The following is a 10,547-nucleotide window of genomic DNA, read 5'->3' as shown; positions in this document are numbered from 1 at the left end:
GGCGGCGCAGGGGGCCGCGCGGCGGGGGGCCGCGGCGCAGGGGGCCGCGGCGCGGGGGGCCGCGGCGCGGGTGGAAAGGACGTGTGAACCGAAACGGTCGATTGATCCGTACCTGGGGTCATGACCAGCGTGCTGGGGTTGGACGCGCCCGATCCGCGGTACCCGCAATACCAGGCCTACGCGGCCAAGGAGTATCCCGACGACCAGGAGTACCCCGACCAGCGGTACGCCGGGCGGGGCTACGCCGACCGGGCCTACCCGGAGACGGGCTACCCCAGCCAGGACCGCCTGGACCACGGCTACGCCACCCAGGGCTACGCCACCCAGGGCTACCCGGACCATGGGCACGGCCAGGAGCAGGGCTTCGGCCAGGACCAGGGATTTCTCGCGGGACCTCGCGGGTACCCGCGGCACCGCGCCGACCTGCCTCCCGGCTCGCTGTGGGACGACCCCGGGCGGCCCAAGAGCCGGAGCCGGAGCCCTCGGCTGATGCTCGCCGGCCTGATGATCGCTGTTGTCGCGGCCGGGTTCGGGGGCGCCGCCGGCTGGTACGCCGCCAACATGTCCGGGTTCCCGGGCGGGCAGCCTCGCACCGTGGGAGCCGACGGCGTCCTTCCGGACATACTGGTCACCGCCGCCGAGCAGGTGCTGCCCGGCGTGGTCTCCATCGAGGTGACCACGGACGACGAGGGCTCCTCGGGCTCCGGGTTCGTCCTCGACGACCAGGGCCACATCATCACGAACAGCCACGTGGTCACCCGTGGGGGCAGCATCCGGATCGTCGGCCAGGACGGCAAGTCGCACCCCGCCCGCCTGCTGGGCCGGGACGCCCGCGCCGACATCGCCGTCATCAAGGTCACCGAGGTAGCCGGGCTGCGCCCGCTGACGCTCGGCCGCACCACCGACCTGCGTGTCGGCGAGCAGGTGCTGGCCGTCGGCTCGCCGCTCGGGCTGTCCGGCAGCGTCACCGCCGGCATCGTCAGCGCGGTCAACCGTGAGGTGCGGCTCGGCGGCACGACCCGGCAGACGGCGGTGCAGACCGACGCCTCGATCAATCCCGGCAACTCCGGTGGCCCGCTGGTCAATTCCAAAGGCCAGGTCGTCGGCGTCAACACCGCCATCGCCACCCTGGAGGGCAACGGCTCTATCGGCATCGGCTTCGCCATCCCTGTGGAGCGAGCCGCCCAGACCGCTCAAGAACTGATCGCCGCCGCCTGAGCCTGCCTGGTCGTGCGAGGATGGCGATCGTGGGAATCGTGACGCCCGGCTTTCGCGGCCGGCCCCGCTCGTCCGGGCCCGAGCTGCCACCCGGGCAGTACCTGACCGAGGACTTCCCGGTGCTGTCCGCCGGCCCGACCCCGCGCGTGCTGACCGACCGCTGGGAGTTCGTGATCAGCACCGAGGCCGGCCAGGAGTACCGGTGGGGCTGGGCGGATCTGATGAACCTCCCCAGCGAGACGCCGACCGTCGACATCCACTGTGTCACCAAGTGGTCCAAGCTCGGCACCGCCTGGCAGGGCGTCTCCCTCGACACCCTGATGTCCGATGTGGACACGGCTGCGGACTTCGCGCTCGTTCACTCGTACGGCGGCTACACCACCAACCTGCCGCTTGAGGACCTGCTCGACGGGCAGGCGTGGATCGCGTACCGGTACGACGGCGCCGACCTCGCCCCCGAGCACGGCGGCCCGGCGCGACTGCTGGTGCCGCACCTGTACTTCTGGAAGTCCGCCAAGTGGGTGCGCGGCATTCAGCTGCTGCTCGACGACGAGCCCGGCTTCTGGGAGAGCGCCGGCTACCACGACTACGGTGACCCGTGGCGCGAGCAGCGGTACCAGGGCGACTGAGCTGGCGGGTCGCACGGCTGGCCGAGGCCCGCGACGAGACTCCCACCGCGCGCACCCTCGTGCTCGACGTGTCCGGCTGGCCCGGCCACCTCGCCGGGCAGCACGTCGACGTACGGCTGACCGCCGAAGACGGATACACCGCCCAGCGCAGCTATTCGATCGCCGCACCCGCCGACGGCGATCGTGTCCAGCTGACCGTCCAACGTGTACCCGACGGCGAGGTCTCCCCATACCTCACGGAGGTTTTCGCCAAGGGCGACCCGGTCGAGGTCCGGGGCCCGGTCGGCGGCTGGTTCGTCTGGCGGCCCGCGGACACCGCGCCGGTGCTGCTGGTGGCCGGCGGCTCCGGCATCGTGCCGCTGATGGCGATGGTGCGAGCCCGGCGGGCGGCCGGCAGCCGGGTGCCGTTCCGGCTGATCTACTCGGTGCGCACACCGTCCGATGTGTACTATGCCGACGAGTTGCGGCACCGCGCCCGCGACGATGGTGGGCTCGACGTCACCTACGCGTACACGCGGGAAGTGCCCGACGGCTGGCCGGCGCCGCCGCGCCGGCTTGGCGTCGCGGCCGTCAACACGGCCGGCTGGCCGCCCGATCTGGAGCCGGCCTGCTTCGTCTGCGGCCCCACCGGCTTCGTCGAGGCGGTCGCCGACATCCTCGTCGCGCTCGGCCACGATCCCCGCCGCGTCCGCACCGAACGCTTCGGCCCCACGGGAAGCCCCACGGGAAGCCCCACAGGAAGCCCGGCGGGAAGCCCAACAGTACGTCCCGCCGAAGGGCCTACAGGAGGCTAGACATGACAGACCTCTACACAGACGGCAACGCGCTCGCGGGGCCGCTGCGGGAGATATTCGCGGTCGACGTCACGGCCGCGACCAGCCAGTGCGCCTCGTGTGGCGAGTCCGGGCCGGTGGCGACCCTGCGGGTGTACGACCACGCGCCCGGATTCGTCGCCCGCTGCTCCGGCTGCGACGAGGTCGTGCTGCGCCTGGTCCGCGGCCCGTCCGCCGCGTGGCTCGACATGCGGGGCGCCGTGTTCCTGCGGGTACCGCTGTGACGGCCACCCAGCCGGCACTGCCGCTGCTGGGTTCCGGGCGGGAGGCGGACGTGTACGCCATCGACGATGTGCGCGTGCTACGCCGGTACAGGCATGGCGGTGACGTGACCGCGGAGGCCGCCGCGATGGCCTACGTCGGCGGCCTCGGCTACCCGGTCCCCCGCGTTTATGAGACGCGCGGCGCCGATCTGGTCCTCGAGCGGCTGTCCGGCGCGACCATGTCCGCCGCATTCCAGGCCGGCGCGCTCGGGCTCGACGAGGGCGCCGCGATCCTCGCCGACCTGCACCGGCGGCTCCATAGTCTGCCGCCGCGATTCGGCCGGCAGGAGAACGACCGCGTCATCCACCTGGACCTGCACCCCGAGAACGTGATGCTGACACCCACCGGCCCGATGGTCATCGACTGGCGAAACGCCACCGAGGGCCCGGCCGAGTTCGACGTGGCGGCGACCGCGGTGATCCTCGCGCAGGTCGCGCTCGACCCGGCCATGGAGCTGGCCCCCGCGGCCCGCGCGCTGCTCACCGCATTCCTCGGCCGGATGGGCGAGGTGCCGGCGGAAGCCCTCGACGCCGCGATCGCGCGCCGGGCCCGCGACCCCAACATGAGCGCCGACGAGCTCGATCGCCTGCCGGCAGTCGCCGCGCTGGTCCGCGTGGCATGCTGAGGCATTCGCGGCGTCGGCAGAGAGGGCGGAGCCAGGTGGAGCGCAGGCTGGAAGGGAAGGTCGCGCTGGTCACCGGCGCAAGCAGGGGCATCGGGTACGCGGTCGCGGAGCGCCTGGTCGCCGAAGGCGCCCGGGTGTGCGTGACCGCGCGCAAGCCCGACCCGCTCGCTGCGGCGGTCGACACGCTCGGCGGTGGCCGCCCCCCAGGCACTGCGGCCAACAAGTACGGTCAGGCGATCGGGGTGGCGGGCAAGGCCGACGACCCGGAGCACCAGGCGGCGGCGATCGCCGCGACGGTCGAGGCGTTCGGCGGGCTCGACATCCTGGTCAACAACACCGGCATCAACCCCGTCTTCGGCCGGCTGATCGACACCGAGGTGGCCGCCCTACGCAAGATCTTCGAGGTGAACACGATCGCCGCCATCGCCTGGACCCGGCAGTCGGTGACCGCCGGGCTCGGCGAGCGGGAGGGCGCCGCGGTCGTCAACATGGCCTCGATCGCCGGCCTCGGCGTCACGCCCGGCCTCGGCGCGTACGGCGCGAGCAAGGCCGCGCTCATGCACGTCACCGCCCAGATCGCCGCCGAGCTGGCCCCGGCCGTACGCGTCAACGCGGTCGCGCCGGCCGTGGTGAAGACCACCTTCGCCGCCGCCCTGTACGAGGGCCGCGAGGACCAGGTCGCCGCCGGCTACCCCCTTGGCCGCCTCGGTGTACCGGCCGACGTGGCGGGCGCCGTGGCGTTCCTGGTGTCGGCGGACGCGTCCTGGATCACCGGCCAGACTCTGATCCTGGACGGTGGGAGGACGCTGCTCGGAGGACTGGAGTGACGGACACGCCGGGGCTCGACCTGGCGAGGCTGCGGGAGTACCTGGGCAGCGGCGAGCTGACCGCTGAGGTGATCGCCGGCGGCAAGTCCAACCTCACCTACCTGGTCCACGAGGGCCCGCGCACGTTCGTGCTGCGCCGTCCGCCGCTCGGCCACGTGCTCAGCACAGCGCACGACATGGCCCGCGAGTACCGGGTGCTGACCGCCCTCGCGCCCACCCCCGTGCCGGTCCCCCGCACCCTGCGGCTGTGCACCGACCCCGATGTGCTCGGCGCGCCGTTCTACCTGATGGAAAGGGTCGACGGCGTCGTCTACCGGTCGGCTAAGCAAACCGCCGCGCTGGGCGCCGAGCGGGCCCGCACGCTCGCCTACACGCTGATCGACGTGCTCGCCGACCTGCACGAGGTCGACCCGGACGCGGTGGGCCTGTCGGACTTCGGGCGGCCCGACGGGTTCATGGCCCGGCAGGTGCGCCGGTGGAAGGGCCAGCTCGACGCCTCCCGCAGCCGCGACCTGCCCGGTGCCGCCGAGCTGCACGACCGGCTCGCCGCGAGCGTGCCCGCCGCGGCCGGCGCTGGCGTGGTGCACGGCGACTACCGCCTCGACAACGTCATCGTGGGCCCGGACGGACGGGTCGCCGCCGTGCTCGACTGGGAGATGGCCACGCTCGGCGACCCGCTCGCCGACCTGGGCCTGCTGCTCGTGTACTGGGACGGCCTGGCCGAGTTCGCCGGCAACGTCGTCTCCACGGCGATCCACCCCGACGCGGGGTTCCCCACCGGGCGCGAGATGGCGGCCCGCTACGCCGAGCGGCGGGGCGCCGACCTGTCCACACTGGACTGGTACGTGGCGTTCGGCTACTTCAAGCTCGCGGTCATCGCCGAGGGCATCCACTACCGGTACACGAAAGGCCAGACCGTCGGCGCCGGCTTCGACCACATGGGCGAGCTGGTGCCGCCGCTGCTGGCGCGCGGCCACGCGACCCTGGGGTGACACGATGGACTTCGCGTACGACGCCGAGACCGAGCAGCTGCGCGGCCGGCTGCTCGCATTCATGGACGCACACGTGTATCCGGCCGAACCGGTCTTCGCCGATCAGGCCGCCACTGGTCCACAGTGGACCACACCGCCGGTCGTCGAGGAGCTCAAGGCGCACGCCCGCCGGGCCGGCCTGTGGAACCTGTTCTTACCCAAGGTCAGCGGTCTGAGCAACCTCCAGTACGCGCCGCTAGCCGAGATCACCGGCCGCAGCCCGTACCTGGCGCCCGAGGCGCTCAACTGCGCTGCCCCCGACACCGGCAACATGGAGTTGCTGGCCGAGTTCGGCACGCCGGAGCAGCGGGAGCGGTGGCTGGAGCCGCTGCTCGACGGCGCGATCCGGTCCGCGTTCTGCATGACCGAGCCGGGCGTCGCCTCGTCCGACGCCACCAACATCGCCACCCGCATCACCGCGGACGGCGGCGACTACGTGGTCGACGGGCGAAAGTGGTGGTCCAGCGGCGCCATGAACCCGCGCTGCGAGATCTTCATCGTCATGGGCAAGACCGACCCGGACGGCCCGCGCCACCGCCAGCAGAGCATGATCCTGGTGCCCCGCGACACGCCTGGCGTGCAGGTGCGTCGGGGCATGACCGTGTTCGGGTACACGGACGGCCCCCACGGTGGTCACGCCGAGGTCGTGTTCGACGCTGTCCGCGTACCGTCGAAGAATTTGATCGGCGCTGAGGGCGATGGCTTCGCGATCGCCCAGGCCCGTCTCGGGCCTGGGCGCATCCACCACTGCATGCGCCTGATCGGCATGGCCGAGCGGGGCCTTTCGCTGATGTGCCGGCGCGCCAACGATCGGGTGGCCTTCGGCCGCCCGATCGGGCAGCACGGCGTGGTCGCCGACTGGATCGCCGAGTCACGCGTGCGCATCGAGCAGGCCCGCCTGCTGGTACTGAAGACGGCCTGGCTGATGGACACGGTTGGCAACAAGGGCGCGCACACCGAGATCCAGGCCATCAAGATCGCTGTACCGCAGATGGCCGAGTGGGTGCTCGACAAGGCCATCCAGGCGCACGGCGCCGCCGGCGTGAGCCAGGACTTCCCCCTCGCTCAGTTGTGGGCGGCGGCGCGCACCCTGCGGCTGGCCGATGGGCCGGACGAGGTGCATCGCTCATCCCTTGCGCGCAAGGAGCTAGGCAGATACCCGACACCACGAACGTGAGGAGGGCCCTACTCTGGTTCACACGTGACCATGCGCAGAGGGGGCGGAGTGTCGCAGTGGACCTCGATCGAGCGGGGCATACCTGGTTCGCGTTCCGCGATGGCGCCGGACAGGCGGCTGCCGCGGGGCCGGCATGACCTGCCGCGCGAGTTCGTCGCCCGCACCCAGCGCGACCGGTTGATCGACGCGATGGCCCGCACGGTGGCCGAAAAGGGATATGCCAACACATCCCTGGGTGACGTGTGCGCGGCCGCCGGCGTGTCGACACGCGCGTACTACCAGCACTTCGTCGACAAGGAGACGTGCTTTCTGGCAGCGTTCGAGCTGGGCGTCGAGCTGATGCAGAAGAGCGTCGCCACCTCGTACGGCCAGCCCGGCCGGTGGCCCGAGCGCATGCGCCGTGGCCTGGAGACGCTGCTGCACATCCTGGCCGCCGAGCCGGCGTTCGCCGCGCTGGCGGTGGTCGAGGTGCTGGCCGCCGGGCCGCGGGCGCTCGCCTGCCGGCGCTCACTGCTGGCCAGCTACATCGACTTCTTCGCCGCCGCACCTCGCCGCGCCGGCCAGCCAGAGGTGCCGCAGGTGGCCGTCGAGGCCATCATCGCCGGCATCTACGGCGTCATCTTCGACCACGTCTCCACGGGTCGCACGGCCGAACTCCCCGACCGCCTCCCGGCTCTGACGTACGTTGTACTGGCGCCGTTCATCGGCCCCAAGGCCGCCGCGACGGCGGCCGGCCTGTAGCCGCCGGCCGCCCGCCCCTTTTCGTCGATCAAGGGCGAACGCACGTGGTTTGATCTCTTTTCCACGGGCGTTTGCCCTTGGTCGACGGAGATCTCCTCGATCGCGGAGGGCAGCGCCCGCGCTTCCGGCGCCATAGGGTGCCGTCATGACCACGAATCCGGACGGGCACGAGAGCCTCGCCGGCGCGACGCTCGCCGCCCTGGGCGGCGAGGCGGGCGCCCTGGCCCGCACCATCGCCGCGGCCGAGCGCCACGGCGCGTCCGGCCAGCTCCCGTTCGCTGCCCTGTCCGTCCGCGACGGCGTAGTGATCGGCACTGGCCTCAACACGGCGCTGTCGGACCTCGACCCGTCGGCACACAGCGAGGTGGTCGCGATCCGCGACGCCGCCCGCCGCACAGGCTCGCTCGACCTCGCCGGCACCGCCGTCTACTCCAGCTGCGAGCCGTGCGCGATCTGCCGGACCGTGGCCGCCGCCGCGGGAGTACGCGAGATCGTGTACGCCGCCGGCAAGGAGCTCGTCCCCGTGGCGATGGATCCCGCGCCTGAGGCCACCGCGGCGCTCATCGACGCCGTCACCGCGCTCCTGCCCGGCATCGCCCGGCGCGGCGCGACCAACCTGAGCGACGAGCAGCTGTCCGCACCTTTCCGGTCCTACCTGCGGGCGGCGGCCGGATGACGAGACTCGGCCTCAACGTGCCGAACTTCGGCCCGGAGGTGGACCCGGAGACGCTGCTGGCCTGGGCCAGGTTCGCCGAGGACAACGGCTTCAGCACGCTCGTGGTCTCCGACCACGTCGCGCCCACGCCAGAGGTGGCGGCCCTGTACCCGTCACCGTTCTACGACCCGTTCACGCTGCTCGCCTGGCTCGCCGGTCAGACGACCACCGTCCACCTCGGCACCTCGGTCGTCGTGCTTCCATACCGGCACCCGCTGCTCACCGCCCGGCTCAGCGCCATGCTGCACGTGTTGAGCGGCGGCCGCTTCGTACTCGGAACGGGCAGTGGCTGGGCGCGCACCGAGTTCGCGGCGCTGGGGCTGGACGCGTCGGCCCGCGGCGCCACCACCGATGCGTACTTGGAGATCATCACGCGCGCCTGGGCCGAGCCGACGGTCAGCGCCGCCCCGCATTTCCAGGACGTGGCGACCGGCCCGAACCCACCCGGCGGGAGCGTGCCGCTGTGGGTCGGCGGCGCGGGTAAGGCCGCGATCCGCCGCGCCGCCCGCTTCGCCACCGCCTGGCACCCGATCAACCCGACGCTGTCGTGGCTGCGCGGCGCCGGCGTGCCCGCCCTGGCCGAGGCAGCGGCGACCCTGGGACGCCCGGTGCCGGGTCTGGTGCCACGGATCAAGGCCCGCCTCCAGCCCGAGCCCGCCCCGCCGGACCGGCCTCTGGGCGTCGGGACGCTCACCCAGGTGGTCGACGACGTGGCCGCCCTGGCCGAGGCCGGCGCGTCCGAGGTCATCCTCGACCCGAATCCGGACAGTCCCCGTCCGCGCGACTTCGCCACCGAGCAACGCCAGCTGCTAGAGATCCGCGACGCCTTCCGCGCCCGGCCTTGATGCCCGCCGTGCCCTCCGCCCGTCGAGGCCACGATCTCGCCGAGGTGGCGGGGGTCGCACGCCAGCGCCCATGATCCAAGTCCCAAGACACGCCGAACCGCCAGCGTGTCGAACAGATTTCGGGACTTCGATCATGTGGCCCACCCTCAGCGCGGCGCGGGCGGTTGGACACAGGTCTTAGGTGGGGCGGTCGCGCTTGGGGAGCTTGGCCACGACCGCGTCGTAGGAGGCGTCGATCGCCTCACGGATCTCGTCGTCGGGGATCTTGCCGTCGATGCGCAGGGTGTTCCAGCCGGATCGGCCGATGTACGCCATCACCGTCGCGTCGTCCGGATACCGGGTAAGCCACTCGTCGGCCACGTCGCGGTTGGGGCCGCACTTGACGCCGACCGACGTGCGCGGCTCAGCTCCGAGAAACGCGAAGATCTTGGGCCCGACCTTCGCGACCACGTCGCCCTCCCATGGCTCGTCCTGCCACGCCCCGGGCTTGGCCAGGCAGTACGCGAGCACCTCGGCCCCGTTCATGACGCGAGCCGCCGTTCGGCGGTGATCCGATCAGCCAGCGCGCCCAGGTCCAGGCCAAGGACGCGGGCCAGCGCCGCCACTGTGAAGAACGTCGGTGCCGCGATCGCACCCCGCTCGATCTTGCGCAGCGTGTCGAGGGAGATCCCCGCTTGCATCGCCACCTCGGCTGCGCTGCGGCGGCCACGGGCGTGCTGGAGGGCGCGGCCCAGCGCGTACCCGCGCTCGCGCTCCTCGGCGGTCAACGGTGTACGCACCATGGCGTCGATAATAATCCTGGTATTAAAATCCCACACCATGGTGGTACTGCGGACGACGAGCGAGATAGAAACCATGCGCGAGGCCGGACGGGTGGTGGCGCGGACCCTCGACGCGGTGGCCGCCGAGGTGCGCCCCGGCGTCCGCCTCGTCGACCTGGACGCCCTCGCGGCCGACACGATCGCGGCGCACGGCGCGAAGCCGTCGTTCCTCGGCTACCTGCCCCGCTTCGCCGGCACTCCATACCCGGGCGTTCTCTGTCTCTCGGTCAACGAGGCCATCGTGCACGGCGTCCCCGACAAGCGCGTGCTCCGCGACGGCGACATCCTGTCGATCGACTGCGGCGCGCACGTCGACGGCTACCACGGTGACGCGGCCGTCACGGTGCCGGTGGGCGCCGTGGACGCCGCCGGACTGCAACTGATCGAGACCGTATTCGCGGCGCTCGCGGCGGGCATCGCCGCGGCGCGGCCCGGCGGGCGGATGGGTGACATCGGGTACGCCATCGAGGCGGCCTGCCGCCCCTATGGCATCCCGCACGGTTGGGGCGGGCATGGGATCGGCACCGCGATGCACGACGACCCGCACGTGCCCAACACGGGAAAGGCCGGCCGCGGGCTGGCCCTCCGCGAAGGGCTCGTCATCGCGATCGAGCCGATGGTCATCGAGGGCGGCGGCGACCGGACCCGAGCGCTGCGCGACGGCTGGACGATCACCACCACGGACGGCAGCCGCGCCGCGCACGCCGAGCACACCGTCGCCATCACCGCTGACGGCCCGGTGGTGCTCACCCGTAGCTGATGAACTCCAGCAGCGACCCGTCCGGATCGCGGAAGTACACGCTGGTGCCTCGCCCACGCCC

Annotated in this window: 13 protein-coding genes and 1 pseudogene; 12 read left to right on the top strand and 2 right to left on the bottom strand. The window is 72.3% G+C overall.

All coding sequences use genetic code 11. The features are described from left to right. Positions 1 to 423: 423 nt before the first annotated feature. The 11 genes and pseudogenes from V6V89_RS40155 (at position 424) to V6V89_RS40105 (ending at position 8,905) form a co-directional block, all read left to right on the top strand. Positions 424 to 1,218 carry a S1C family serine protease gene (locus V6V89_RS40155; RefSeq protein WP_442935313.1) on the top strand — a complete coding sequence of 265 codons (795 nt, stop codon included), beginning with the start codon at positions 424 to 426 and terminating at the stop codon, positions 1,216 to 1,218. 38 nt (positions 1,219 to 1,256) lie between these two features. Continuing rightward, complete coding sequence (locus V6V89_RS40150) at positions 1,257 to 1,847, top strand: sulfite oxidase-like oxidoreductase (RefSeq protein WP_442935312.1); 591 nt, start codon at positions 1,257 to 1,259, stop codon at positions 1,845 to 1,847. Next, positions 1,817 to 2,563 (top strand): annotated as a pseudogene (locus tag V6V89_RS40145) (ferredoxin reductase); the annotation flags it as partial. The gene V6V89_RS40150 and the pseudogene V6V89_RS40145, both read left to right, overlap by 31 nt. Positions 2,564 to 2,643: 80 nt before the next feature. After that, positions 2,644 to 2,904, top strand: coding sequence for a DUF6510 family protein (locus V6V89_RS40140; RefSeq protein ID WP_334624944.1), 261 nt, complete (start codon positions 2,644 to 2,646; stop codon positions 2,902 to 2,904). After that, positions 2,901 to 3,569, top strand: a complete 669-nt coding sequence (locus V6V89_RS40135) for a phosphotransferase (protein ID WP_334624943.1) — start codon at positions 2,901 to 2,903, stop codon at positions 3,567 to 3,569. Before V6V89_RS40140 ends, V6V89_RS40135 begins: the two co-directional genes overlap by 4 nt. A 35-nt stretch (positions 3,570 to 3,604) precedes the next feature. Further along, on the top strand, positions 3,605 to 4,396 hold the full coding sequence (locus V6V89_RS40130; RefSeq protein WP_334624942.1) for an SDR family oxidoreductase: 792 nt from the start codon (positions 3,605 to 3,607) through the stop codon (positions 4,394 to 4,396). Next, entirely contained in the window at positions 4,393 to 5,388 is a 996-nt protein-coding gene (locus V6V89_RS40125; RefSeq protein WP_442935311.1) for a phosphotransferase family protein, read from the top strand. The genes V6V89_RS40130 and V6V89_RS40125 overlap by 4 nt, the downstream gene beginning before the upstream one ends. A 4-nt stretch (positions 5,389 to 5,392) precedes the next feature. Beyond that, positions 5,393 to 6,604 carry an acyl-CoA dehydrogenase family protein gene (locus V6V89_RS40120; protein ID WP_334624941.1) on the top strand — a complete coding sequence of 404 codons (1,212 nt, stop codon included), beginning with the start codon at positions 5,393 to 5,395 and terminating at the stop codon, positions 6,602 to 6,604. Between the two features lie 30 nt (positions 6,605 to 6,634). Then, positions 6,635 to 7,345: a TetR/AcrR family transcriptional regulator gene (locus tag V6V89_RS40115; protein ID WP_334624947.1), complete on the top strand. Its 711-nt coding sequence runs from the start codon at positions 6,635 to 6,637 to the stop codon at positions 7,343 to 7,345. 145 nt (positions 7,346 to 7,490) lie between these two features. Beyond that, entirely contained in the window at positions 7,491 to 8,021 is a 531-nt protein-coding gene (locus V6V89_RS40110) for a nucleoside deaminase (RefSeq protein WP_334624940.1), read from the top strand. Next, a complete protein-coding gene (locus V6V89_RS40105; RefSeq protein WP_334624939.1) occupies positions 8,018 to 8,905 on the top strand; it encodes a TIGR03619 family F420-dependent LLM class oxidoreductase in 888 nt (295 codons plus the stop codon). Before V6V89_RS40110 ends, V6V89_RS40105 begins: the two co-directional genes overlap by 4 nt. Positions 8,906 to 9,082: 177 nt before the next feature. Here the strand turns inward: V6V89_RS40105 and V6V89_RS40100 are convergent, their stop codons facing one another. Together V6V89_RS40100 and V6V89_RS40095 are read right to left on the bottom strand one after the other, a co-directional pair. After that, entirely contained in the window at positions 9,083 to 9,430 is a 348-nt protein-coding gene (locus V6V89_RS40100; protein WP_334624938.1) for an MmcQ/YjbR family DNA-binding protein, read from the bottom strand. After that, positions 9,427 to 9,687 carry a helix-turn-helix domain-containing protein gene (locus V6V89_RS40095; protein WP_334624937.1) on the bottom strand — a complete coding sequence of 87 codons (261 nt, stop codon included), beginning with the start codon at positions 9,685 to 9,687 and terminating at the stop codon, positions 9,427 to 9,429. Before V6V89_RS40095 ends, V6V89_RS40100 begins: the two co-directional genes overlap by 4 nt. Positions 9,688 to 9,724: 37 nt before the next feature. On the opposite strand from V6V89_RS40095, the gene map reads away from it, so the two are divergent. Then, positions 9,725 to 10,486: a type I methionyl aminopeptidase gene (map, locus tag V6V89_RS40090; protein WP_334624936.1), complete on the top strand. Its 762-nt coding sequence runs from the start codon at positions 9,725 to 9,727 to the stop codon at positions 10,484 to 10,486. The last annotated feature ends 61 nt before the right edge of the window (positions 10,487 to 10,547 follow it).

It is taken from the genome of Micromonospora sp. CPCC 206061, from assembly GCF_036906915.1.
Classification (GTDB): domain Bacteria; phylum Actinomycetota; class Actinomycetes; order Mycobacteriales; family Micromonosporaceae; genus Phytohabitans.
The sequence above is the reverse complement of the archived record's forward strand: the minus strand, read 5'-3'. Positions and strand labels throughout refer to the sequence as shown.

What these genes read in the sequence shown, in the direction of transcription:
- V6V89_RS40140 (WP_334624944.1), top strand. Translation starts at nt 2,644, where the DNA reads ATGACAGACCTCTACACAGACGGCAACGCGCTCGCGGGGCCGCTGCGG.
- V6V89_RS40115 (WP_334624947.1), top strand. Translation starts at nt 6,635, where the DNA reads ATGCGCAGAGGGGGCGGAGTGTCGCAGTGGACCTCGATCGAGCGGGGC.
- V6V89_RS40095 (WP_334624937.1), bottom strand. Translation starts at nt 9,687, where the DNA reads ATGGTGCGTACACCGTTGACCGCCGAGGAGCGCGAGCGCGGGTACGCG.
- V6V89_RS40100 (WP_334624938.1), bottom strand. Translation starts at nt 9,430, where the DNA reads ATGAACGGGGCCGAGGTGCTCGCGTACTGCCTGGCCAAGCCCGGGGCG.
- map (WP_334624936.1), top strand. Translation starts at nt 9,725, where the DNA reads ATGGTGGTACTGCGGACGACGAGCGAGATAGAAACCATGCGCGAGGCC.
- V6V89_RS40105 (WP_334624939.1), top strand. Translation starts at nt 8,018, where the DNA reads ATGACGAGACTCGGCCTCAACGTGCCGAACTTCGGCCCGGAGGTGGAC.
- V6V89_RS40110 (WP_334624940.1), top strand. Translation starts at nt 7,491, where the DNA reads ATGACCACGAATCCGGACGGGCACGAGAGCCTCGCCGGCGCGACGCTC.
- V6V89_RS40120 (WP_334624941.1), top strand. Translation starts at nt 5,393, where the DNA reads ATGGACTTCGCGTACGACGCCGAGACCGAGCAGCTGCGCGGCCGGCTG.